General features: G+C 60.9%; 19 protein-coding genes. 7 read left to right on the top strand and 12 right to left on the bottom strand.

The window, feature by feature from the left end; genetic code table 11:
- Positions 1-678 precede the first annotated feature (678 nt).
- Positions 679-2,232, bottom strand: coding sequence for a sodium:proton antiporter (locus tag JO015_09090; GenBank protein ID MBV9999255.1), 1,554 nt, complete (start codon positions 2,230-2,232; stop codon positions 679-681).
- 223 nt (positions 2,233-2,455) lie between these two features.
- Here JO015_09090 and JO015_09085 point away from each other — a divergent pair, with 223 nt between their 5' ends.
- From JO015_09085 to JO015_09060, 6 genes are all read left to right on the top strand, one after another.
- Positions 2,456-2,698, top strand: a complete 243-nt coding sequence (locus JO015_09085) for a zinc-binding dehydrogenase (GenBank protein ID MBV9999254.1) — start codon at positions 2,456-2,458, stop codon at positions 2,696-2,698.
- Between the two features lie 14 nt (positions 2,699-2,712).
- Positions 2,713-4,233 carry a hypothetical protein gene (locus tag JO015_09080; protein ID MBV9999253.1) on the top strand — a complete coding sequence of 507 codons (1,521 nt, stop codon included), beginning with the start codon at positions 2,713-2,715 and terminating at the stop codon, positions 4,231-4,233.
- 140 nt (positions 4,234-4,373) lie between these two features.
- Entirely contained in the window at positions 4,374-5,531 is a 1,158-nt protein-coding gene (locus tag JO015_09075) for a glycerate kinase (protein MBV9999252.1), read from the top strand.
- 85 nt (positions 5,532-5,616) lie between these two features.
- Entirely contained in the window at positions 5,617-6,696 is a 1,080-nt protein-coding gene (locus JO015_09070) for a Gfo/Idh/MocA family oxidoreductase (protein MBV9999251.1), read from the top strand.
- Positions 6,696-7,523 carry a sugar phosphate isomerase/epimerase gene (locus JO015_09065; GenBank protein ID MBV9999250.1) on the top strand — a complete coding sequence of 276 codons (828 nt, stop codon included), beginning with the start codon at positions 6,696-6,698 and terminating at the stop codon, positions 7,521-7,523. Before JO015_09070 ends, JO015_09065 begins: the two co-directional genes overlap by 1 nt.
- Before the next feature lie 53 nt (positions 7,524-7,576).
- On the top strand, positions 7,577-8,227 hold the full coding sequence (locus JO015_09060; protein ID MBV9999249.1) for an HAD family hydrolase: 651 nt from the start codon (positions 7,577-7,579) through the stop codon (positions 8,225-8,227).
- A 906-nt stretch (positions 8,228-9,133) separates the two neighbouring features.
- On the opposite strand, the gene JO015_09055 is transcribed toward JO015_09060, so the two are convergent.
- The 9 genes from JO015_09055 to JO015_09015 form a co-directional block, all read right to left on the bottom strand.
- Positions 9,134-10,003 carry an aldo/keto reductase gene (locus JO015_09055; GenBank protein ID MBV9999248.1) on the bottom strand — a complete coding sequence of 290 codons (870 nt, stop codon included), beginning with the start codon at positions 10,001-10,003 and terminating at the stop codon, positions 9,134-9,136.
- Positions 10,004-10,137: 134 nt separating this feature from the next.
- The gene (locus JO015_09050) at positions 10,138-11,430 is read right to left on the bottom strand and encodes a hypothetical protein (protein ID MBV9999247.1); all 1,293 of its coding nucleotides are present in this window, start codon (positions 11,428-11,430) and stop codon (positions 10,138-10,140) included.
- Positions 11,431-11,594: 164 nt separating this feature from the next.
- Positions 11,595-12,284 (bottom strand): polysaccharide biosynthesis/export family protein, encoded by a 690-nt coding sequence (locus JO015_09045; protein ID MBV9999246.1) that lies wholly within the window; start codon positions 12,282-12,284, stop codon positions 11,595-11,597.
- Positions 12,285-12,351: 67 nt separating this feature from the next.
- Positions 12,352-13,830 (bottom strand): hypothetical protein, encoded by a 1,479-nt coding sequence (locus JO015_09040; protein MBV9999245.1) that lies wholly within the window; start codon positions 13,828-13,830, stop codon positions 12,352-12,354.
- 116 nt (positions 13,831-13,946) lie between these two features.
- A complete protein-coding gene (locus JO015_09035) occupies positions 13,947-14,738 on the bottom strand; it encodes an FkbM family methyltransferase (GenBank protein MBV9999244.1) in 792 nt (263 codons plus the stop codon).
- Positions 14,739-14,882: 144 nt separating this feature from the next.
- Complete coding sequence (locus JO015_09030) at positions 14,883-15,596, bottom strand: class I SAM-dependent methyltransferase (protein MBV9999243.1); 714 nt, start codon at positions 15,594-15,596, stop codon at positions 14,883-14,885.
- A 45-nt stretch (positions 15,597-15,641) separates the two neighbouring features.
- Positions 15,642-16,304 (bottom strand): sugar transferase, encoded by a 663-nt coding sequence (locus JO015_09025; GenBank protein ID MBV9999242.1) that lies wholly within the window; start codon positions 16,302-16,304, stop codon positions 15,642-15,644.
- 28 nt (positions 16,305-16,332) lie between these two features.
- Positions 16,333-17,544, bottom strand: coding sequence for an NAD(P)-binding domain-containing protein (locus JO015_09020; GenBank protein MBV9999241.1), 1,212 nt, complete (start codon positions 17,542-17,544; stop codon positions 16,333-16,335).
- Between the two features lie 2 nt (positions 17,545-17,546).
- A complete protein-coding gene (locus JO015_09015; protein MBV9999240.1) occupies positions 17,547-18,623 on the bottom strand; it encodes an ATP-grasp domain-containing protein in 1,077 nt (358 codons plus the stop codon).
- Between the two features lie 317 nt (positions 18,624-18,940).
- Between JO015_09015 and JO015_09010 the strand changes: the two genes are divergently transcribed.
- Positions 18,941-20,191, top strand: a complete 1,251-nt coding sequence (locus JO015_09010) for a hypothetical protein (protein ID MBV9999239.1) — start codon at positions 18,941-18,943, stop codon at positions 20,189-20,191.
- Here JO015_09010 and JO015_09005 read toward each other — a convergent pair.
- Positions 20,173-21,585 (bottom strand): glycosyltransferase family 4 protein, encoded by a 1,413-nt coding sequence (locus JO015_09005; GenBank protein MBV9999238.1) that lies wholly within the window; start codon positions 21,583-21,585, stop codon positions 20,173-20,175. The two genes, JO015_09010 and JO015_09005, sit on opposite strands and share 19 nt — an antisense overlap.
- Positions 21,582-23,438 carry an asparagine synthase (glutamine-hydrolyzing) gene (gene asnB, locus JO015_09000; GenBank protein ID MBV9999237.1) on the bottom strand — a complete coding sequence of 619 codons (1,857 nt, stop codon included), beginning with the start codon at positions 23,436-23,438 and terminating at the stop codon, positions 21,582-21,584. Before asnB ends, JO015_09005 begins: the two co-directional genes overlap by 4 nt.
- Between the last annotated feature and the right edge of the window lie 86 nt (positions 23,439-23,524).

Raw genomic sequence — 23,524 nt, 5'->3', positions numbered from 1 at the left:
ATGATTGAGGGCGGGTTCGGAATACGTAGATCTGCGTATTCCAGGCGCCCGGAGATAGAACTTTCAGGTTAGGCGCGTGTGCGCGATGGAGGATAGCCCTTGATAGGGTGGGCGGCCGGGGACGGGACCGCTGCAGCGCCGAAGGAATGCCAGATCGTAGTCAGCCTGGGGTGAACCGCACGGCCATTGAGTTACACCCCTTCGCAGGATGGTTGAGCCGGTTTTAGCCCCGAAGGGGCGGCAGAACCTAGCCCAGGGTTTTACCCTGGGAACGCCGCCCCCCTCACCGTTGAGCCCTCCTAAGGCGTCACGCCGGTACGCCCTCCCTAACAAACGCCCGCCCCGCCGGGTTGGATTTGCTGAAGGGGCGGCAGAAAAGACGAGCGACACCTTCTGCCGGCCCTTCAGGCCTCGGACGAGCAAGAGAACCGTTTCCCAGGGTAAAACCCTGGGCTAGGTTCTGGCGCCCCTTTGGGGCTAAAACCGGCTCCCTCGGCCGGAGCACGCAAAGCCACCGGCCACCCGCTCGGGCCGTCTCACTCGCGCAACGAGCCGCCCAACCAACTTCAAAACCGGTGTAGCGTCCCCGCAAACGCCTCCTCCGGTCCCGGAGAAACCAAACCATCGGGTTTAGCCGGATCCTTTACCGATGCCGCCCAAGGTCTCAAGGCCCCGGCCTCACTCTCCACTTCTACTGCCTGCCATGTCGAGCCAGTCCAGCTCCTCTTCCATCCGGTGAAAGGCGTCATCGCCGATTTCGTCGCGGGCGCGCATGGCGAGGACGGCTTGCCGGGCTGCGCGGAGAGCGCAACGAAGCCGTTCGTTGTGAGCGGAGCGCGCGGCATCGTCCGGGTCCGCCGCCGTTCGTTCGCCGGCCAGGAGTGCCGTCAACTCCTGCCGGACAACCTCCGCCATCGCAGACCGGTCATGCGCCAGGCTCGTCAGGCCCGCGCGTAACGCGCGTTCACGGGCCGCCCTCACCTCGCGGCCGACCGGATCATCATCGCGCAAATCGAGCGCACGCATGAGGGGCTTGAGCGTCAGTCCCTGGATTACCAGCGTGCCGAGGACCACCGCGAACGCGGTCAGCACGATCAGGTCGCGATACGGAAAGGTAGGGCGGAGCGCCAGGGCTGCAGCCAGCGAAACGATGCCCCGCATGCCGGCCCACGCGATGACCAGGCTGCTCCCGGTCGTCGGCGCCAGCATCATCGGCCGGGGCGGATGGAACCCGAACCGGCGGTTTCGCAACCTGACAACGGTATCAAAGGACAGTTGCCAAGCCAGACGCACGACAATCACCGTGAGCAGGACCACGCCGCTGACGGCGAGGTATCGGCCCCGGTCCGGGGCGGCCAAACCCTCGAGAATGGGCCGGATCTGCAGGCCGATGAAGATGAAGGCCAGGATGTTCAGCGCGAACACGGCGGTTTCCCAGACGGCATAGGTCGGGATGCGGATCCGTGCGGGCGTTCGCTCCGGCGCCGTCTGCGCCACGGTCATGGCGTAGAACACCATCGTCAATACCCCGGAGAGGCCGACGCCTTCGGCGATCAGCCACACGCCGAACGTGCTAACGAACTGCAGAATGATGGCGGTCGGCACGTGCTGCACGCGTTCCATCAACCGAGGGACAAGCCACCCGAGCATCGGACCGGCAACGAGGCTGCCGGCGACGGCGAGCAAGAAGGTGGGTGCAACGCCTGCCATGGAAAAGCCATCGGCGGCAACGGCTCCGACGGCGAGGCGGTAGATCAGCAGCGCGCTGGCGTCATTCAGCAGGCTTTCGCCTTCGAGGATGGTCAGGAGGCGATGCGGCGGTCGCAACGGGCGCAGCACGGCGCCGGCCGCCACCGCGTCGGGCGGAGCCACGATCGCGCCGAGCGCAATCGCCGCCGCCCAGGGCATCGCAGGGACCAGTGCGTGCGTGACGAGGGCGACCGCCGCGGTCGTGCAGCCGACGGCGAACACGACCAGGCTGGTGACCGGCGCCCAATTGTCCCTGAGATCTCGAAGCGACGCATCGTAAGCGGCGTCGAGCAGCACGGGTGCCACGAAGAGCGCCAGCACAAGCTCGGGAGGAGCCCTGAACGGGGACGCGCCGGGCAGAAACGCCAGCAGCGCCCCGCCCAACGCCAGGAACACCGGGTAAGGCGCTCCGGCGCGGCGTGCTGCCGCCGCCAGGATAACGGCCGCGATGAACAGGCCAAGAAGATGTTCGAGTTCCCTCATGTGAGTCGAGGCCGGCTGGTCAGGGTCCTCGGAGCCCTCGCGACCCCGGCGAGGAACCATTCCTAGAACGGTACCCGCCCACACCGGGCCTGCCATCGTCGCCGAATCGCCTGCTCGGCGCGATGGTGAAAATGGTCTGCATCAACGATTGGCAGCTCGTCTTAGGGTTTCGCATCGTGTATCACAACGCAAATCGTGCTGTACCATACATCGGAAGGCAGCAATGCCGTTGAGCTTGATCATGCCCGGCCGGACCGCGAATAGAGACATGCAGAGACATATAATGAAGGCCATTCGAGCCGAAAGCCACGGCGGACCGGAAGTGCTGAAATTGGCGGACGCTGCGGCGGGCCGGCTGAAACTGAACATCGGCCGTGTGCTGCCGCCGGCAGAAGCGGCTGAGGCTCATGCGCTGATGGAAACCCGAAACACAGAGGGAAAACTCGTCTTGTCCGTCGCGACTTGACCGTTCAAACGCCGATGCCGCACCCTGACTTGGTCCTCGGGCTGGACGTTGGGACCACTAACCTGAAATGCCTCGCCCTCGACGAGGCTGGAACCATCGTTGCCCATGGGTCCGAGCCGACTCCGCGCTCGCACCCCCGGCCAGGCTGGACGGATTTCGAACCGGGGCGCGTCTGGGAGGCGGCTTGCCGGGCTATCCGGGCCGTGACGGCTCAGGTGGCGCACCGCGAAGGCATCAAGGGCATCGCCGTTTCCAGCCTTGGGGAGTCCATCGTACCGATCGATGCGCAAGGCCGGGCGCTGGCGCCGGCGATCGCGTGGTTCGACCTGAGGACGATCCCCGAGTACGAATGGCTGCGTGACCGGGTCGGTTATGAAACCTTGTTCAAAGTGTCGGGTCTCAACCCGGACCCGATGTACGGGCTTTGCAAGATTTTGTGGGTCAAGCACCATCAGCCCGCCGCGTTTGAACAGGCGCGCCATTGGCTTCAGTTCGCTGATTACGTGGCGTATTGCCTTTGCGGCATCCCCGCCACCGATCCCAGCATGGCCTGCCGCACCCTCGCCTACGACGTGACCCGGGGAACGTGGGCGACCAAGATCCTGGAGAGTGCGGGCGTTGCGCCCTCGACGTTTCCACCGGTTCGCAAGAGCGGCACCCCCCTGGGTGCCCTCACGCCCGCCAGCGCCGCGGCGACGGGCTTGCCGCAAACCGCGGTGGTGAGTGTCGGCATCCACGACCACGTCAGCGGGGCGTTTGCCGCGGGTGGACTCCGGCCCGGGCTGCTCTTTGACAGCATCGGCACGTCCGAGTCGTTGATCTCGGTAGTCCAAGGCCCCCTTTCGGACCCGCGCATCGCCGAACACGGGCTGGCCCAAGGCGCCATCTGGATCGAGGAGCCCACCTGCTACCTGACGGGTGGACTTCAGACCGCCGGCGCTGCCGTGGAGTGGTTCCGGCGGGAACTGGGAGGTAAGGCGGGTGTGGCGGAACTGGTCGAGGAAGCAGCCTCGGCCGACGAAGCGGTCCCCGTGTTTTTGCCGCACCTGGTGCGCAGCGTGACGCCGCATTCGGATGCCCGGGCGGCCGGGGCATTTATCGGCCTCAAGGCGGCGACGACGCGAGCCGCCATGTTCCGGGCGGTGCTGGAAGGGTTGGCCTTCGAGGCGAGGGCCATCGCCGATGCGATGGTCAGCGTCGCCGGCCTGCCCCCTTTCCAAGATGTTCTCACAATCGGAAGCTCGCTCGAAAACCGTCTCCTGACCCAGATCAAAGCCGACGTTTACGGCCTGCCGGTAAAGATCAACCCGGTTCGCGAAACGGTCAGTTTCGGGGCGGCGCTGTTAGCCGGGATGGGCTGCGGCCTGTTTGCCGATGCGACCGCCGCCCTGCGGGTGGCACGCCGGGAAGAAATCGACGTGGCGCCGAACGCCGAGCGCTCGAAGCGGTTGCAGACCCGCTACGAGGAGGTCTACCGCGAGCTCTATGAGCAGCTTCGTCCGGCGCACCACCGGCTGCACGCTTTGGCCCGGTGAGGACTGGGTTCCGCGGCGTCATTTGCGGGCAAAGCCCGGTCTGGCGCCGTTCCGCGCAGCCGTTCTCTGCCGCGGGCCGCGCCGTCTTCCCGGACGAAATTGACCTGACAAGATCACCCCGGGCGGTAACGTCACGGTGTATGCGCGTCCTCGTCGCCCCGGACAAATTCAAAGGGTCGCTCTCCGCGCACGACGTTGCCGCGGCGATTGCCGAAGGCTGGCGCGCCGGGTCCCCGCCCAGCCTTGACCTGGAATTCTCCTGCCGGCCGGTGGCCGACGGCGGCGAAGGAACGGCGAAGGCCATTTGCGAGGTACTGGAGGGGACATGGGTGTCATGTACGGTTCGTGACCCCCTGGGCCGGCCGGTCGCCGCGAAGTACGCTCTGACCAGCCAAGGCGCCGTCACAACCGCGGTCCTCGACATGAGCGAAGCCAGCGGGCTCTGGCGCGTCGCGCCGGATGAACGCCGCGTCGAGCGCCAGTCCACCTATGGAACCGGTGAAATGCTGGCCCACGCCCTCCGGTCCAGCGGGGCTGACAGGGCTGTGATCGGCCTGGGCGGCAGCGCCACCAACGACGGCGGGGTGGGCCTCGCCGCCGCGCTCGGTTTTCGTTTCCTGGACGGCAGCGGGCTTGAGCTGGAGCCGGTCCCGGCCGATTTGCTTCGGCTTGAAACGATCGCGCCGCCTCCGGACCTTTCCTGGGTAGCCGGCCGGGTAGTCGCGGCGGTGGACGTCTTCAACCCGCTTCTGGGCGAACGCGGAGCCACCCGGGTGTACGGGCCCCAGAAGGGGCTGGCCGGCGAATCGGAGCTGCGCTCACTTGAGGCGGGGTTGGGCCGCTTGGCGGACGCCGTCGCCGCTTGGCGCCGGGAGGACCTCCGGGATCGTCCGGGCGCGGGTGCGGCCGGGGGGTTGGGCTTCGGCTTGATGGCCTTTTGCGGGGCTGAAGTCCGCCGCGGCTTCGACGAGGTGGCCGAGTTGCTCGGTTTGGCGGAAGCGGTCGCCGGATCCGATCTCATTATTACCGGCGAAGGCAGCCTGGACGCTCAGACCCTCGAGGGCAAAGCGCCGGCGGGCGTGGCCGGGCTCGCCCGGCGCTTCGGTAAACCTTGCATCGCGTTTGCCGGGCGGGTCGAGCCCGACGCCCGACCGCTACTGCTCGCACATTTCGATGAAATCACGGCACTCGCCGACGGAACGGTTTCCACTGAGGAGGCCATCCGGCGTGCCTCGGAATTGCTGCGGGCACGCGCGGTCGAGCTTGCACGGCATTGGGGAGCGGCGCGATCCGGATGAAAACGGGGGCGACGCTGTCTCCGGCACCGCCGCACTCCTATTTCAATTCGGCATCTACGCCCGTGCAGGACCGGATCGCAAGCCAATGAACAAGACCCCAGACCCGGTTCGAATCGGCGTCCTTGGCTGCGGGATGATCGCCCAGGCCGCCCATTTCGAGAGCTGCCAGAAAGCCCGAAACGCGCGTCTGTATGCCCTGTGCGATGCCGCTGACGATCTGCGCAACCGGATGGCGCAGATCTGGGAACCCGAGGTCGTCTACGCCGATTTCAAAGCGATGCTGGCCGATCCGAAGGTTGAAGCGGTGATCATCGGAATCGCCGATCAGTTCCATGTCCCGGCTGCGGCGGAAGCGATCGAGGCCGGCAAGCACGTGCTGGTCGAGAAACCCCTCGGGGTGAGCGTTGAGGAATGCATCCGCCTCCTCGAGATCAAAAGGGCAGCTCCGGATTTGATCTTTCGGGTGGGCTCGATGAAACGGTTCGATCCCGGGGTGGCGGCCGCGCGCCGCTTCATCGACGAGGAGATGGGTACCCGGCTGGCGCTCAAAGCCTGGTATTGCGATTCGACTTCCCGGTACACCGAAACCGGCAATTTACAGCCGGTGATCGTGAGGAGCGCCCGGTCGAAGCGGCCGGAGGGCGATCCCAAAGCCAACCGCGAGTCCTATTACCTCCTGGGTCACGGCAGCCACCTCGTGGATACGGCGCGATTTTTGGGCGGCGAGATCATCCGGGTGGATGCGCGATTTTTGCGGAGGTATGATGCGTATTGCTGGTTTGTGACGGCCGATTTTGCGGACGGCAGCATTGGCCACCTGGATCTGACGTTGGCCGTGCGCATGGGATGGCACGAAGGGTTCCAGATCTACGGCGAGTTTGGCAGCGTCATCGGTAAAATCTTCAATCCCTGGTACCTGCGCTCTGCCGAGGTGGAATGTTTTTCCGTTCGAGACGGTCAATTCAAGCGGGTCCTCGGCGAAGACGCCCATTTTTACCGGTTGCAGATTGAGTCCTTCGCCGATGCCGTTCGCGGCAACGAGACGTTCCCCCCGGCAGCCGGGATTGAAGACGGGCTCGCGGTGATCCGAACGCTGCGGGCCATCCAGCTATCCGCCCGGCGGGGCAAACCGGTCGTGGTAGCCGAAGCTGCGGGAGCCGTTTGATGAGGATCGGGATCTTCGCCAAGACTTTTCGCCGGCCGGCGATCGAGGAACTTTTTCAGGCCATCGCCGGCCACGGGATCCGTTCGGTGCAGTTCAACATGTCCTGCGCCGGACTCGACCCGCTTCCCGCAGACGTGCCGCCCGAGCTGGTTCAGCAAATCACCGGCGCTGCAGAGCGCGCCGCGGTCGAGTTGGCGGCGATCTCCGGGACCTTCAACATGGCCCATCCGGATCCGGCCGTCCGGCGCGACGGGTTAATGAAGTTTGAAATCTTGTGCGAGGCCGCCGCCCGGCTTTGCATCCCGGTGGTCACCCTCTGTACGGGAACGCGGGACCCCGTGAACATGTGGAAATGGCACCCCGAGAACGACTCCAAAGCGGCTTGGGAGGATATGGTTCAATCCATCGGATCCGCCCTTGGCGCGGCCGAGAAGTATCACCTGTGCCTGGCCTTCGAGCCCGAAAGCGAGAACGTGGTCAATTCGGCCTGTCGCGCCCGGCAACTGCTCGACGAGCTGCAAAGCCCTCGTTTACGAATCGTTATCGATCCCGCGAACCTGGTTGTTCCCGAACGCAGTCAGCAGGACGTCCTGGACGAGGCATTGAATTTGTTAGGGGATGTGATCGCCATTGCGCACGCGAAAGATCGGGACCAGGCCTTTCAGGCGTGCGCTGCGGGCAAGGGCACTCTTGACTTCGAATATTACCTTCGCGGTCTGGAACGGGTTGAGTTTACCGGTCCTCTGATCATGCACGGGCTGGAGGAAGAAGACGTTGCGTTCTCGTGTGAGTTTCTCCAGCGCATCCTCGATCGCAACCTCTCGTAACCTATGCCGATTCGCACGGTGATCAGGCCGGGGGCGGCCATTTAATTAATCAAATGATCCGGGCCATTATGTTCGATCTTGATAATTGTTTGAGCGCGGCCGACGAGCCGGGTAGAGGGATTTTGGAACCTGTCTTTGACGCGATTCGGGGGGCGAACCGGGGCCGGCTGTCGGACGAGGCGTTGGCGAAGGCCTTTGACGATTTCTGGCGCCACCCGCTGGATGTTGTGGCTGACAAGCACGGCTTTACAGGGGAAATGCTCGCCGCCGGTTGGGCCGTCTACGCCCGCCTGGAAGTGGACGTGCCGATGCATGGCTACGGCGACCTTCACATGCTTGCAGAATTGCCCGTGCTGCGCTTCCTGGTGACAACGGGCTTTCGCCGGCTTCAGGAAAGTAAGATTAAGGCGCTCGGCTTTGAGCGGCTCTTTACGGCGATCTACGTCGATGCGATTGACGAAGCCGATCGAAAAGGCAAACGAGGAATTTTCGGGGAGATTTTGCGTGCTTTCCAACTCCGGCCTGAAGAGGCGTTGGTAGTCGGGGACAGCCCGCATTCGGAAATCGAGGCCGGCAATCGATTGGGAATCCGGACGGTGCAAGTCTTACGGCCGGGCGTGCCCCCCGGCAACAATGCGACCCATTACATCCACGGCCTCTCTGAGCTGAAGAGCCTCCTGAGACAGCATCAGGGCGCTTCATGAGCAAGCCTGACTTCAACCTGACTTCCTGGCAAAAAAACGGTGCTCCCTTGAGAAATGGACAGTTTGCACGGAAAATGTAGCAAGTACCATCCCTTTTTCACTGCGCCGACACCCAAAATCGCGATGTTTGGGATCGGTTATTTTCACAAAGTTGCCGGCATTTCGCCTATGACACCATTTCGATGACCATCGAGGCAAAATATTGCCTTCCTCCCCAAGGTGCCCTGCCGAAATTACACCGATTAAACCGTATAAACAGTCTCGGGCCCAACGGGCCGGGAGACGGTTTGATGGCCTGAAGGGCCAAAGGAACTTAGCCCAGGGTTTACCCCACTGCCATCTAGTTAAGGGCCGGCGGATGGGGCGCTTTCGTCCCGGAGGGACGGCTGAGGTTAGCCAGGGACTTCAGTCCCTGGACGGGGCATTTAAGAGGGAGCGCGTCCTGTAGGGACGCCTGAAACGCTGGCCCGCAGGGTGCCGACTCCCAAGCGGCCAGCCAAACCCGGCGCGACCCTCGGCGACGAAAACCCGAACGGCGCCCCACCTTTGACGCCCGCCTGTGGCCCGGCGCGCCTTCAGGCGTCCCGATGGGACGCACGCAACCCCTGGGGACGCCTTCACCAGGCACAGGGACTGAAGTCCCTACCTAACCTCAGCCGTCCCTGCGGGACGAAGGCATCCCACCTCGCCCTTAACTAAATGGCAGTGAGGTGAAACCCTGGGCTAAGGTCCCCCGTTGCGTTGGGCCTAGACCGTTTATACGGTCTCCCAGGTGTAACGCCCGCACGGTATCCGGGAAGGAAGACAAAAATTTACCTGCATCGCCGTCGAAATGGTTTAGGGCTCGAGTGTTGAGGCGAATCGCACGGCAGCTTACGGATCCGCGGTTCCTCCACTGAGCATCAGTCACGCAGTGTAAGCCAGCCTTTGCAGAACAGCACTCACGACACGCCGCAACGCGACCTCGGCGCGTCCGCGCCGTCGAAATTTTATACCGTCTTCGAGAAGTCTGTTCTGCTCCAGCGACAGTCGCCAGCCTGAAGCGCCACAGTTCTGAATAACGTGCTCGACCGATGATGCCTTGGGTATAGCAATCACGTTCTCTCTGGAGACGCACCAGTTCAAAGCTACCTGGGCTTCCGTTTTGCCCGTCTGAAGCGCCACCCTGCTCAGGATGCCGCGCGGATCTTTCGCCTTGATCTGGTCTATACCCCGGGCCAGGGGGCTGTAGGCGATTAGGGTGATATTATTCGCACGGCAGTACGGCAAAAGGTCCACCTCCGCGCTCCTCTCCACAAGGCTGTAAGTTACCTGGTTGGAGACGATGCGATGCCTCGGCAGGGCCGCCTGCGCCTTTTGGAGTTCAGCAACGCCGAAATTGCTGACGCCGATGAATCGGACTTTGCCCTTCTCCAACAAGCCCTGCATGGCTGCCATGGTGTCCTCGATGGGCACGACCCGATTCGGCCAGTGGAGCTGGTATAAATCAATATGGTCGGTCCTTAATCGCTTCAGACTCTGATCCGCTGCTCTCAACAGATCAGAGCACCGGAAATGTTTCGGCAAGACTTTAGTCGCAATGAAAACGCTATCCCTGATGTGCCTCACTGCCTCACCGACGGTCTCTTCGGAGCCGTAAGACTCGGCTGTGTCGATCAAAAAGGCGCCTCGTGCGATCGCCTCCCTGATCGGCTTCACACCACCAAGGTACTGCCAGGTTCCCAGTCCGATTTCGGGCAACAGGATCCCCGTCTTTCCCAGTTCTTTTTGCTTCATTGGCTCGGAACAGCCGTGTGCATCCGAAGTTAAGTGACGCCGGGATATAGGCGGCGCCTTTGCGCGCCGCCGCAACGGGAGCCGCATGCCAGCCAGTCGGCGCAGAGTTGCAACCGGACCGGTCCTGAGAACCGTCACTCGCGGCGTTTAAGGTGAGTGTCAGGGTTAGTTTGGTCCGAAAACGGTATCACGCCCGAACTGGGCGGTTGGATTCGTTCGGGGTCGGACGGCACCGTCGTCAAGCCATTCGAGAGGCCGTTCTGAGGCAGGAGCGCGGTGCGTGATGGGGGTCTGCCGTTAGGCTTCTCCTGCACGGCCGCCGCAGCCTGTGCCTCCTCAAGCCGCGCCTGCAGGGAATCGCGCTGGCTGGTTACGCGCTCGAGGTTTTCCTGGGCCAGATGCGCCTTCGTTTCCAGGTCCGTCAAACGGGTTTGCAGGGCGTCAGATTGGCTCGCGACTAACTCTGCGCGTTTCCGGGCGGCATCCGCCCTGCTTTCCGCTTCCCGCAACTGGCTTTGAAGCGCATCCCGCTGCTCCGTCGCGAGTTGGGCGCTCTTTTCAGCCCGCTGGGCCCGGATCTCGGCTTCCTTCAACTGGCTTCGAAGACCATTCTGTTCGTTAGCCGCGGCCTCGGCATCGTGTCGGGCCTTGGCTGCCGCAGTTAGCAGCTGAGTTCGGAATGCGTCGCGTTCCCGGGCCGCCAGTTCAGCGGTCCGTTTCATGGTCTCTTCTGCCTCTTTAAGCTTGGCTTGGAGGGCATCTCGACGGCTGGCCGCCAGTTCAGCACTTTGCCCGGCTGCGTTTACCCTGGCCGGAGTAGTTGCCCCTGACGGCAATCCGGAAACATCGCGGTCGTTCGCGAGCGACTCCGCTCCTTTTCCGCTCCCTTGAGCGGCGCCATCCCCCGTGACGGAATGGCTCTGACCTGCGGTACGCTCGGCGGCCGCGGTGTCGATTCCCCGCGTTCCGGCAAGGGCAAGCTCTGCCGCCCCCCGATGCTGCGTGCCCGCCGTCCACCTTCCATTTCCAGTAAAGGTCGCCAGCAGTGCTACGGCCACAGCGCCGGCCGCCAGGGTAGTACATCGCCAAACCCATCGGCGCCGGTTTCGCGCCTGCAGGCTCTTTTCCAGGTAGTCGGCAAGCGCGCCATCGAGCGATTGCGACGAACTCCGGCGTAAAGCTTCCGCTTCACTCAGGGTCGCCGCCGACCGGAGCAGGTCGGAGTTCTTGCAGCCGCGGTTTAACCACCGCCGGAAGTGAGCATCCAAACGCTCGTGCATGCGCACAACCCCCAAACCGTCGGGAGATAAGGCCGTATTTTCAACCTTGCCCGCCAGCGCTCCCTGCTCCGGACCGTTCACGATCGTCACTTCGTTAACAACGATTTCTTCGGGCACCGACAGCCCTTCCTTTAGGCTCTTTTTCATTTAAGAGAAAAGTTGGGAGTGCGTCAATAAGAAAGCGACCTATCCGGCCGGGAACGTTGATCGCCTGGACTCGTGGAAGTGATGAAATTCACGGCGGATAACTGGTGGGGGCGCCTGCTGATGCCCGAAGCGAAACGACGAGGGTATGACGGGTGCTCGGCCAATCAAAAGATGGCTTCAGAAACGGTGATAACATCCCCAGGAACAACCTGGACATCCTCATCTATCTTGCCGGCCGCAATCTTCTTAGCGTTGACGCGAAAGGACGTAGCCCTGCCGCGAACGGTACGCCGGATGATGACCTTCGACGGATCGGCTATGCTGGTGTATCCGCCGGCCAATCCGATCGCCTGCAGTAAACCGAGGGAACCCTCATCGGGGAACTCGTAGGTGCCGCTTCGGTTTACCTGCCCCAGGATGGTGAACCGGCGATGGTGGAATTGGGTAATGTTAACCGTGACCTGCGGATTCGGAAGGTAACCGGCAGCCAGCCTGGCCTGAATTTCCCTGGCTGCCTGGCTTATGGACATCCCGCCAACCCGTACCTGGCCGGCCAATGGCACCATGATGGTCCCATCGTTCGCCACGCGCGCGGTGGTGGTCAGATCCGGTTCACGGAAGACCCGAACGTCGAGCACGTCGTTCGGCTCGATCCGGTAGTTGCCGGGAGCCGACCGGACTGCGGGGGTTACCGGATACGCCTGAGGCCGGACCTCACTTGGGGGCGGCGCCTCAGGCAATATAGGGGCCGGTGCGGCAGGAGTATTCTGTTGCGCCCGAAGGCTGATGGGTAACAAGCAAACTGCGTATAGCACGCAACAAAGGATGTGGACGGCTCGATTCGTTTTGTTCATTTCGGAAAGGGTCAGCTTGGTTCGGGAATCCTTGGTTCGATAAGATCGCCTCAATACACTCCCCGCCTTAGAATTTCAGGCGCAACGCCCATGTGCCAAGAAATTCGTTGAACGAAGATCCCGTGGCGCTCGACTGATTCTTTCGGAACTCGAGGCCGAGTTGACCATTCACCCACCGGTTGAATTGCGTCTGGGCGCTCACGTTGACAAAAACGAAATTATCATTGCGCGCTCTAGTGCCGGGAGCCTGCATGAAGGAATTGTAAGCGATGTTGGTATAACCAATCGCCGCTCCCAGCAGGTATCGATCCAGGACCTTCTCCTGGATACTTACGTCGAAGCCCCGGCCCGCATAAACAGTCGCTTGCTCGCCCGCGGACGCATGTATCTGTTGATAGACGGACACGGCGGCGGAGGTTCGACTGGTTATTGCGTAACGCCCTTCCAGCCCGAAGACCGGAAGCAGTTTCGCTCCCGCTCCGCTCGCTGCTCTGAGTTCAAGGCCTGCCTTTGCCGCCACGGAAATCCTCCCGGTCGCGTTCCAGGTCGTGCGGACCTGAATGCGTCCATAATACTCATCCGGTCCCGCACTCGGAATCACCAAGCCGGCGGCGATCCCCGCACCGACGCTGGTTTTGGTAGAGTACCTGTAATCGATCCAGTCTTCATTCCAAACTTCCAGCGAACTGATAAAATTTTGAACGTTTCGGTTCTGTACGAAGAAGTCGGCGTTCAGTTGAGTTCTGTCTGACAACGCGTACAGGGCGTATGCCCGGGCGCTGGTCCACTGTTCCCTCGTTCGAGTCCCAACTTCGATGTCCGGTGCCCGGAACGTTTGAAACCGCGCAAAAGCTCCCAGGGTTAACCGCCGCAAGGTGATTTGCGCGCCGCCGGCAACGTCATTATCAAAGCTGTTCAGATCGGTGTGGTCGACAAACGCGGTGTAACTGGGAGTGTACAGCAGGTAATAGAACGGGTGGGCCGGCAGGCGGATAAGGTCGGCATTATCGAAAGTTTGCGGCTCGAGGGTCGCTTGCTGCTGCAGGTCCAGTGATTCGGCCAGATCCCCGCTGCCCAGGCCGAGCGTCGGTGCCAGGATAAAATAGAGGTCCGATTTGGCGTGGTTCTGCTGGATAAAAATGTTGCTGTCGTACGTTGCTTCGATGCCGCCGCCGAGGCGAACCTGGAGTTGAGTCGCCGGTCGAGGTGTATTGGGCGCGATCACGGGCGCTTCGGCCACCCCTGGGGCCAGGCTGACCACGCCTGATTCGGGGGTAGCCGGCTCAAGCACGGAAGGCGGTTCCTCGAAAACGGGTGCAGGCGCAAGCGTCGTTATTGCTGGAGAGAACGGAGCCGAGACCGTCGGAGCCAGGGCGGGCTGGAATCCCGGCAGCGGGCGCATCGGCGACAAGCTCAGGCCAGGAATACCTTCGATCTGAACCGGCGTAAAACTCTGGTTGTACGCTTGAGCCCGACCGGTTTTATGGCCGGCACCTGACAACAGGATGATCCCTAGAAGAAAGTGCGTCTGGCGTCGGAAGGTCATTAAAAACTGTAGCAGCTTCTCATGGGCAAAACGGCAGGCGCCCTGCGGCTGATTGCTCAAGATGGAGTAAAATCCGAACCCAAGTGCCGGACGAACGCGGGGATCAAGAGCACACGTTAGCCGGTCCTCAGGTCCGCGCAGGCGCAAAACCGCCTGCACACAACCAATTCCTCGTAGCGGCTCTTGTCGGGCTGGGACAATACGAAAGGTTGCGATGCGACCGCTTTTTCAAATGCGGCGGCGCACTCCTCACCATGTAATTCGATGAGCAGGTGATCCACCCTGGCAAGCCATTCGACGTAGTTGGACGAGAAAACCTCCAGCTCCGATCCTTCAATATCCATTTTCAGTATAGAAATGCGATCAAAGCCGGATTCCTTCAACAACCGCCCGATGTCTGTGGCGATCATTGCCGGCTTCTCGTCGTGCCTGGCCTCGCGCACTCGTCTGCATTGTTCGCTCTCGCTGAGCGTCGATTCTTCAAAAACGAGTCCTGCAGGCTTTGACCAGATGGCCGAATTCACCAGCCGGCATCTATTACCATAAGGCGCCAGGTTGGTTTTAAGCAGATCGAAATTCCCGGCGTCTGGCTCGACGGCGATTACGTAGCTACTGGGAAAGTGCGTTAGAAAGTAGGCGCAAGAGTATCCGACGTTGGAGCCGCAGTCGATGATGAGCCCCGGGTCCGCGGGTTCGCCCATGCGCAGGTACTCTCGACAGGCGAAGACCCGCCAAAAGACCGAGCGATCACTGGTTTTCGGCCGCGCCCGCAGGGGGTACTTCGCGCATTTTGTCCGGTAGAGCATGGGCCGTTGGCGCTGGGAAATGCGCGACCGCAGGCCTTCCAGTTCGAAGTGCAGGAATTGAGGGAGGCCGAGATTGGCAATTCCTTCCCAACACTGAGTCATGGTTATCATATTAGCGTGGAGCGCTCGTCTTTGGAATTAGAATGGTGAGGCCGGATGCTCACAAACAGCAGAACAGAACAGAAACGGCATCCGAAGCCTGAACGCGGGCCGGTTGCAAGTTGCTACTCCTATCGAGCAAGAGGCCTATTTGGCCAGAATCATAATCCGATAGCCGCCAAGGAGGCGGACGGCCAGATCCCTGTTCATCGAATAAAGAAGGCGCCGGGGAACCCTCATGACGAGATTCTTCAGCTCGCGTGACGGAATATCAAGGGATACGGCCGTGTAGAAATGGTCGATAATTTGGTACCCGAGGTCCTGCAGAAGCTGCAATGCGATCTCTTTAGTGAAATAATGGATGTGCCCGTACCGTCGACGATCTTTAATCAGGGGGGTGGCGCGCAGGACGGTTTGTACCGAGAGGTCGAGCGGTATTTGGAAAATCTTAAAGCGGGCTCGCTCCTTGAGGTTGCGCAGAAGGGAAAAGTAATCTTCCATGTGTTCGAGCACGTCAAGTACCAGAATCAGGTCAAAGTTTTGATCCGGGATTTGTGTGATGTCTCCCAGCAAAAAATGCAGCCTCTCATTTGCCCGCGCCTTACAGAGTGCAATGGCTTGCGGAGAGATGTCGCAGCCCAGCAGGTCACACCGGTTGACCAGCGTTTGCTGAAGCTGCTTGAGCACCTCACCGGCCCCGCAACCGACTTCACAGATCGTGTCGGGAACGATTTTTTGACGGTCGAGCATCCGCATGATGTGTTCCGCCTTCCACCGTGATTCCTCGGTATGCCAGAGCGGGTTCTGCTCCAGATATGTACCCGTTGTGTAGAGTTCCTCAGCCGTCGTTGTCTTAGTCATTTCAATTCCGAATTTATTTGTGTCAGGTTACCTCGATGACGGCGGCTATGTAGGGTGAGAGTTTGCCGGTGCTGCACCCACCTTTTTCCGCGTGTCCGGGTGAAGCCCGATGTCGTCCACTTCGTCCAGGGGCTGCGCCAGTTTGAAGCCGCTGGAGCGGAGCACCTTGACGAAGGTGCTCGCCAGTATTTTGACATCGAGCCACAGAGTCCAATGATCGACATACCAGAGGTCGAGCTTCAGGCGCGCGCTGAAGACCGTGACGTTTCTGCCGTTAACCTGTGCCCAACCGGTGATCCCCGGCGGAACGCTGTGCCGGCGATTCTGCTCGGCGGTATAGTGAGGCAGGTATTCCATCAGCAACGGCCTCGGCCCGACGAGCGACATTTCGCCGCGGATCACGTTCCACAACTGGGGCAACTCATCAAGGCTGGCCGCACGCACCAGGCGACCGATCGGAGGCATTCGGTCAGCGTCGGGCTTGAGGTTGCCGTCGGCGTCTCGTGCGTTGGTCATGGTGCGGAATTTGAGGATTGTAAACGGCTGCCCGAGCAGGCCCGGGCGCCGCTGGCGAAAGAAAATCGGCGATCCCACGCCGGTGGCGACGAGCACCGCCGTGATCCCCATCAGCGGCGAGAGCAGCACTGCGGCCGGCAGCGCCAGGGCAACATCAAAGAGCCGCTTCCCAGGTTGAGGCCGTCGTTGCATAAGGGTCACCCGCTTTTTGCCATGGATCTTAGAACCCGTTTTGATGAAAACCGTTCGTCCCCAGAATCCGGCGCGTGAGCGAGCGCGCGGCAAAAGGGGTACCTGCAACGAACCGACAAAGCGGGCCGAAGGACCGGGCGGCCGGCGCACCGAGAAAGTGCAATCCGGGCACCGTTGACTCGAAGCCTTCTCTCAGCTCCGGGTAGCCGTCGTTTAGACGCAGCGCCCGGACTAACTCGGGTTTGAGGAATGGGTAACGTGAAACGTCGACCTGATAACCGGTAGCCAGCATCACATGGTCCACACAACGGCTGGTCCCATCGCTGAGAGCAAGCCTGATGGAGTCACCGGCCCGGGTGGCCGAACTGACCATGGCGCCTATCGTGATGCGCACACCTCGGACCCGCGGCACGAGCCAGCCCGCGCCGGCAGGTCGAATCGAGCGATATGCGATTTTCTCCTGCAACGGGCGCGGCAACCGTCTAAACAGATCGGGCGTCGCCACGATCCAGTTCAGGCCGGGCGGTCCGACATCGGTGCTTGGGTAAAGGAGCGGACGAATCGGGTTACGTTTGCTCTTCAGCCATCGAGCCCTCTGGTCGAGCCAGTGGACCTGACGCTGGCGGGCGATGACCTCCACTTCTGCCCCGAGTTCGTGAAGCAATGCCGCCGATTCGAGCGCGCTCTGGCCGCTACCCACCACAATCACCCGCCGGCCGGCAAACCGTTTCATCTCGCGATGCTCGGAAGCGTGAGAAGCCAACGCCGCGGGAATTCCGGTGAATTGCGGGGGTCGCCGCGCGAACGGGGCAATGCCGGCGGCGATGACGACCCGCTGCGCCTGCACGGAGTCCCCGTCATGCAGCACGACGCGGAAACCTTTGCCGGCTACCTCAATTCCCCCCACCCGACGCCGGTCCAGATCAGGCACAACCCTGTTCTGAAACCACCGGCCATAGCCGACGAACCGGTCGAGCGGCACCGGCTTCGGCACGGCGGAATGTTGCGACGCTGAATAAGCGTCCAGGGTTGCCGACCGGTGAGGATCCGCGATGTGCGAAGCATCCCAGGATGATCGCAGCAGCATACCTTCCGGCATCTGGCTTTCCCAAAACTCCATCGGCTCACCGAAAACGCACGTTTCCACCTGTGCTGCACGCAGATGGGCTGCTGCCGCCAGGCCATAGGGCCCGGCGCCGACGATTACCACTTGGTGTGTAAGACTATTGTATTTTGTCATCTTCATGCTGCTTGAGAAACTTCCTGAAGAACTTTTCCATTACTCCGGCAGGGTACGACGATCTGCTTTTGGTTGATCACCACCAGCGTGTCGTCCCGGGAAGCCATCACGTTTGGCTCCATTTGAAAGCATGCCGGGTCAGGCCGGCGGCCATCAGCCCATGCAACCAACGCCGCCGGCAGGTTAGCGCCGGCTACATGGGAGAACGGATACCCGCCGCCGATGCGAGGGTTCATGTCAATGACGTAGCAACCCTGCGGCGTGACGAAAGCATCGCAGTCCAAGGGTCCGACATGGCCGAGGTTCTCGCCGATGACTCGGCCGATCATCTCCAGTCGTTCGTCCCTCACCGTCACCGCCCGATCCGTCTGACCCGCGCGCATCCTCAGCTTGCGTTTGACCAGCGTACAGACGTAGGTGCCACTGAGGTTGTTAATTACATCGAGCCCGTACTCGTCCCCAACCAACCGCTCCTGGATCAGGATGCTGCGCTGCGCATCGGTCGCGCTGATTTGCGCGAGCAAACTTCGGCTGACCTGCTTCCTGGCCAGCCGGTACGAGAGTTCCAGTTCCTCATCGTCTTCGGCGAAGTGAAGTCCGATCGAGCTGACGCCCCAGCGGGGCTTGACGACCAATCTCCGCCCGCCGGGGTCCGCAGACAGGGCAGCGCGTGCGGCCTCCAGAGACTCAAACGTACGGGGCACGCTTACGCCGCAGGGCGCCAGAAACTCCCCAGTCGCGAGCTTGTCGTAACAGGTTGTGACGACCTCAGGCGATGAGACCAGCGGCATGGTACCAACGTCCAGAAAACGCGCCCGCTCCGCCGCCAGCAGCAAGAGCTCCGGTTCAAGCGCAGGCACGAGCAGGTCAATGTCGTGAGCCTCACATATGGATAGAAGTGCGTCGATGTAGGTCGGGTCATCAACGGGTGGAACGGTAAATGCCCGGTCCGCGATCTGCAGCGCCGGAGCTTCCCCACTCGAATCACACGCAACCGTGTAACCCAACGGGCGCACCGCCTGTTTGAAGATCTCGACGGAGTAACTGCGGCGCCCTGCACAAGTAAGCAATACGTTCATAAGAATACTGTTACGCTATGGATGGGGATGATCGACATTCGCCTGTTGCCTCTCCATGCAGACGCCAAGGCTGCCGTCCGTCTAAGTAGGAAGACAAAGATTCATTCGCATAAATTGTGCTGGAACCCGCATATTTACCGGGTTTTTCGTGACCGCATGCGCACGAACTTTTGGCGACCCACTTAGACAGAGGAAATCCGTGCGTTAAAAGTCGCAGCAACACCAGCTCGGAAATGAACTTGACAAAAAGGTAGACATCTCCCTTAACCATGAAGTAATTCGCTAGGTTATCTAGCTTATTTTATTTTGGAGGTTACATGTCAATCCTAAGAATCGCCTTGCTGTTGTTTTTTTCTGCCGTGCTTGGAGTTGCGCAGCGTTCCGTTACTCCCCTCGAATATGGGCAGTATTACGGATTCCCACCTGACCTTAACGACACGGGCGCGCTGGTGCTGAATCCTCATCACATCTACTTCATGCAACTGCCTGCAGAATCGATCAAAGCGGTGCACGGTCATCTCCAGCATTTCGCGCCCGGACGACCGGACGACGAGTTTCCTTACGAGGAACTCCAAAACCTTGAAGCGCAGCAGATGGCCAGCGGCGGCCCCCCGATTTTTGTGACCGCCACGTACGCAGGAAAGCGTCGTCCCGTCTATTTCAGTTGGCATTTGGAACTCGATTCCAGCGCTCACCCGACGGCCGACCCGAAGTGTTGGTCCAGGGCGGTAAACCTGCGTGATGACGGGTTCATTCGGCTTTTTGCAGATGCGTACTGTCGGAAGCATATGTTCCAACCGCTCCTGCAAAACTATTGGCTGGCGGCGGACAACTGTTCGTTCTGGATCGGCAGTTACGGGGTGCTCGACGACCAGAACGTGTACCATCCGGTCACTCAGTTCGACCCGCCTTTCGCGCAGAACGACGAAGACTTCCTTGATTCAATCATCTACTTTTTAAAACGGCTGAAGGAGATCGCGCCTGACATCCATCTGATGGGGAACGAGGGAAGCATGAGCGACGAGTCCCGGTTTGCTCAGGTCTGGTCCGGTTTTGATGGTACAATAAGAGAGGACATCACCGCGAGCTTTCAACCGGACGCTCAATCCCGGAGGGAGGTATACCTGGCTTACACGCGCTATCAATGGGAGGGTCCCGCAGGGAAAGTGGCGCTCTTGAGGGCCCTGATCCCTGACGACCCGACCTTCCAGGACAAGTTGCGAACCGCCTACGCGGCCTATCTCATTTTCCGGGGGCCTAATTTCTTTTTCGGGCCGCGTTACGACTCCAGAACCAACGGTGTTCCCGTGTCGGCGTACAAGCAGATGCAAGTTGACCTTGGTGAGCCGGCCGGAGCGGCGTCCGACGAGTTGGTCGCCGGCGACAGTCGATCCGGCTACCGGCTTTATTCGAGGCGGACTACGCACGGCATCGTGTACCTGAACTGGTCCGGCAAGACGGTGGCGATCACCCTTCCGGAAGGCGGAACGTATGTTGATCGGAATGGGAACGGCGTGAAAACCTTGTCGATCCCGGACCTTAGCGGCGATTACGTCCTGTTAAAGTGATCCGCCCTGTCGCCGTCAGGATCAGTTGCGACCGTGGGTTTGCGCAGAGTGGCCGCGAATTGTAAACGCGGCCTTCGGCTAAGTAGTAGGGTACCAAAAGCTTTTTTCAGGTTGGACAAACCGGCGCTCGATGAATCCGCTGTTGACTGCCTCCTTGGCCGGCTGCCATCGTGCAGGCGCAACGCAAACGGATGCTGTTCAGCCGGGCGCGGCGTGCGGAGCCACCAACCCTTTGCGCGCAGCAGGCGGGTGTATTCGGTTTTGATCTTGTCGAACACCGTTCGTTCGTCGAAACGCTCCGTAGCCATCCGACGAGCCTCCCGGCCCATGCGTTCGGCCGTTTCAGGCTCGCTCAAAACGCGCAAGATGCTGGTCGCCAGCGCGGGCGCGTCTCCCAGCGGCACCAAGTACCCGTTACGCTCGTGCACGACCGCCTCGCGGTTGCCTTTGACATCGGTGACGATGCAGGGCACGCCCATGGCCGACGCCTCCATCACTACCCGTGGTACGCCTTCGAAAAGCGAAGGTAGGACGAGCACGCTCATTATTCTGTAGAGGGCCGGCAACTCTGCGCCGGGACGAAAGCCTAAGAACCGGCACCGATCGGCAATTCCGAACTCGCTCGCGATGGAAGGATCAACGGCGTCGGCTTTGCCTTGATCTGCACCGCCGACGATCAGAAAGCGCACTTCCGGCCGCTGCCCGGCGATCTGTTTGGCGGCAGCCAGGAAGTCAAGAAAGCCTTTTCTTCGGGCCGCCAACCGTCCGACAAATCCAACCACGGGCACGCCGGCCGGGATTCCTATTTTCTGACGGCATTCAAGTTGGTCTTTCGGCGAAATGCGCTCCGGATTGAACTGCGTTAGATCGATGCCGTTTCCCAGGAGCTTTATTTTTTCTCTCCGGCAGATCGCTTCACGCAACGCAGTTTCACAGTCTTCCGCATTTTGCGAGAGGATGAGATCGGAGCAGCACGCGGCGAGCTTCTCCAGGGTGATATAAAACCGGCGTACGCTCGGGTGCATGTGCTCATGGAAGTAAAATCCGTGCACCGTGTTGACGATAATCGGCACGCCCGCAAGTCGCGCCGCGAGCTGCCCGAGCAGGCCTGCCTTCGGCGTATGCGTGTGGACGATCGTGAACTGCTCGCGGCGCATGACCCGGTAGAGACGCCACAAAGAAGCCAGATCGGCCCAAGGGGTGAGCTTGCGCGTCATCGGGACCGAGATGTGTCGAAGGCCGCACGTTGCAAACGCGGCCACATAGGGGCCGGGCGCTGAGATGCCGGTAACCTCGTAACCGTCCGCTGTAAGGCTGAGCAGTTGGTTGCGCAGCAAGTTCTGCAGTGAAATGTCAACCGTGGTAATGTGGGCGATTCTTAGTGTGCCGGTCATAGGGCTTCACGATCTAAATAGAGCCGGTGCCAAAGTTCGAAGTTGAGCAGGACCCAGAGATGGTCGGTCCAAACGTGCCGTCCCCCGACGTGTTCGCGCCAGAGGGATTCGATGAATTTGGTGTTGAAGTATCCGCGCCGGCGTGTACGGCCATCCAGGAGCACCTCGAATGAAAAATCCTTTAATTCGCCGCGGAACCACGGGTCGAGCGGAACAGCAAACCCATGTTTGGGCTTGCGCAGGACGCTGCCGGGCAGCAGGTCACTCACGGCCCGCTTGAGAATTCGTTTCAACGACCGTCCGCTGATCTTGAAACGGCCGGGGATCTGGAAGGCCAACTCAACGAGGCGATGATCAAGCAGCGGGACCCGCGCCTCCAGACCGCAGGCCATGGTGGCTTTGTCGACCTTTTCGAGGTAGCCGTCCACCAGCAAAGTCTTAAGGTCAACATACATCAGCCGGTTGAGATGGTCCGCCGCCGTGCCGCCATTCAAGGCATGGTAATAATTACAGTAAGGTTTGGCAGGATCATGCCCGGCAATGGTCGTGCGGAGATCCGCTCCCAACAGGTCCGACAGCATTTCCGGGGTGAACACGGAGAGCCACGACGCGTAGCGACGTGCCGGGTCAACGAGACCCAATGTCCGGAAAACGCGTTTGGTACGCCGCAGCCGCGGTAGCTTTTCAGCCAGTCCGGGTATGAAGCCATCTTTCAGCGGGACCGGAAGCCAATTATAGAAGGGGGCGAAACGGTCCACCCCATAGCGCCGGTACCCGCCGAACAATTCGTCGCCGCCGTCACCGGAAAGGACGACCTTGACGTGTTCGCGGGCAAACCGGCTAAGCAGATAAAGCGGAAAAGCCGCAGGGTCGGCGAACGGCTCATCGTATGAGTAAACGAGCGTTCGCCACGTCTGCAGAAGGTCGAAATGCTCGGCGTGCAGCTCATGATGCTCTGTTCCCAGGTGTTTTGCGACGAGGTTCGCGTCTGACAGTTCGTTGTAGTATCTGCCGCCGATGCTGAAGCCGAGCGAGAACGTCTTTACAGGCCCGCTGGCATGCCGCTTCATCAGCGCGACGATGGCGCTTGAGTCAACACCGCCACTCAGGAATGCCCCAAGCGGCACGTCAGCAACCATCCGGCGGCGGACGGAATCGTCGAGCAGCGACCGGAGGTTCGCAGCGTACTCGGCCTCGCTGAGTACCGGTCCGACCGGCAATCGCGGTTCATCACCGATCTCCCAATAGCGGTTGACACGAACCTGCGCGTCCGCGGCAATGAGGTAGTGTCCCGGCAGGAGTTTATAAATACCTTCGTAGATAGTCTCCGGGGCAACGGCATGACCGAAAGTAAGGAAATTGACCAGGCCCCGTGGATTTATGCGTCTTGGGACAATCGGATCGGCAAGGATGGCTTTGATCTCCGAACCGATGATCAACCTCTGATTACCCTGGTAATAGTAGAGAGGCTTTTCGCCGATCCGGTCGCGTGCGACGAACAGGCGGCCGGCCCCCTGGTCCCAGATCGCAAAGGCGAACATCCCGTTGAACCGCTGCAGGCAGTCCGTGCCCCATTCTTCATACGCGTGCAGAACTACTTCAGTATCGCTTCGGGTCCGGAAAACGTGACCTCGCGATTCCAGTTCCGGCCTCAATTCCAGGAAATTGTACAGCTCGCCGTTATAGACGATGCAGCAGCTCTGGTCCTCGTTCCAGACCGGCTGCTGCCCGCTGCTCAAGTCGATGATGCTCAGGCGTCGCATCCCCAGGAAGACGCTTCCACGCAGCATGGTGCCGCGTTCATCAGGGCCGCGGTGAGCCAGTATATCGGTGCTTGCCTCAGCGCGTTCCACGTTAAGTTCAGAACTCGTTATCTGACCGTAAATGCCACACATACCCTGCGATGAATCGTGGTTAATGGTTGATTCTCGTGCGTGCC

The organism is Verrucomicrobiota bacterium, from assembly GCA_019247695.1.
Classification (GTDB): Bacteria; Verrucomicrobiota; Verrucomicrobiia; order Chthoniobacterales; family JAFAMB01; genus JAFBAP01.
The sequence above is the reverse complement of the archived record's forward strand: the minus strand, read 5'-3'. Positions and strand labels throughout refer to the sequence as shown.

What these genes read in the sequence shown, in the direction of transcription:
- JO015_09020 (MBV9999241.1), bottom strand. Translation starts at nt 17,544, where the DNA reads ATGACAAAATACAATAGTCTTACACACCAAGTGGTAATCGTCGGCGCC.
- JO015_09060 (MBV9999249.1), top strand. Translation starts at nt 7,577, where the DNA reads ATGATCCGGGCCATTATGTTCGATCTTGATAATTGTTTGAGCGCGGCC.
- JO015_09090 (MBV9999255.1), bottom strand. Translation starts at nt 2,232, where the DNA reads ATGAGGGAACTCGAACATCTTCTTGGCCTGTTCATCGCGGCCGTTATC.
- JO015_09030 (MBV9999243.1), bottom strand. Translation starts at nt 15,596, where the DNA reads ATGACTAAGACAACGACGGCTGAGGAACTCTACACAACGGGTACATAT.
- JO015_09085 (MBV9999254.1), top strand. Translation starts at nt 2,456, where the DNA reads ATGCCGTTGAGCTTGATCATGCCCGGCCGGACCGCGAATAGAGACATG.
- JO015_09005 (MBV9999238.1), bottom strand. Translation starts at nt 21,585, where the DNA reads ATGACCGGCACACTAAGAATCGCCCACATTACCACGGTTGACATTTCA.
- JO015_09080 (MBV9999253.1), top strand. Translation starts at nt 2,713, where the DNA reads ATGCCGCACCCTGACTTGGTCCTCGGGCTGGACGTTGGGACCACTAAC.
- JO015_09010 (MBV9999239.1), top strand. Translation starts at nt 18,941, where the DNA reads ATGTCAATCCTAAGAATCGCCTTGCTGTTGTTTTTTTCTGCCGTGCTT.
- JO015_09045 (MBV9999246.1), bottom strand. Translation starts at nt 12,284, where the DNA reads ATGAACAAAACGAATCGAGCCGTCCACATCCTTTGTTGCGTGCTATAC.
- JO015_09025 (MBV9999242.1), bottom strand. Translation starts at nt 16,304, where the DNA reads ATGCAACGACGGCCTCAACCTGGGAAGCGGCTCTTTGATGTTGCCCTG.
- JO015_09075 (MBV9999252.1), top strand. Translation starts at nt 4,374, where the DNA reads ATGCGCGTCCTCGTCGCCCCGGACAAATTCAAAGGGTCGCTCTCCGCG.
- JO015_09065 (MBV9999250.1), top strand. Translation starts at nt 6,696, where the DNA reads ATGAGGATCGGGATCTTCGCCAAGACTTTTCGCCGGCCGGCGATCGAG.
- JO015_09050 (MBV9999247.1), bottom strand. Translation starts at nt 11,430, where the DNA reads ATGAAAAAGAGCCTAAAGGAAGGGCTGTCGGTGCCCGAAGAAATCGTT.
- JO015_09015 (MBV9999240.1), bottom strand. Translation starts at nt 18,623, where the DNA reads ATGAACGTATTGCTTACTTGTGCAGGGCGCCGCAGTTACTCCGTCGAG.
- JO015_09055 (MBV9999248.1), bottom strand. Translation starts at nt 10,003, where the DNA reads ATGAAGCAAAAAGAACTGGGAAAGACGGGGATCCTGTTGCCCGAAATC.
- JO015_09070 (MBV9999251.1), top strand. Translation starts at nt 5,617, where the DNA reads ATGAACAAGACCCCAGACCCGGTTCGAATCGGCGTCCTTGGCTGCGGG.
- JO015_09040 (MBV9999245.1), bottom strand. Translation starts at nt 13,830, where the DNA reads ATGACCTTCCGACGCCAGACGCACTTTCTTCTAGGGATCATCCTGTTG.
- JO015_09035 (MBV9999244.1), bottom strand. Translation starts at nt 14,738, where the DNA reads ATGACTCAGTGTTGGGAAGGAATTGCCAATCTCGGCCTCCCTCAATTC.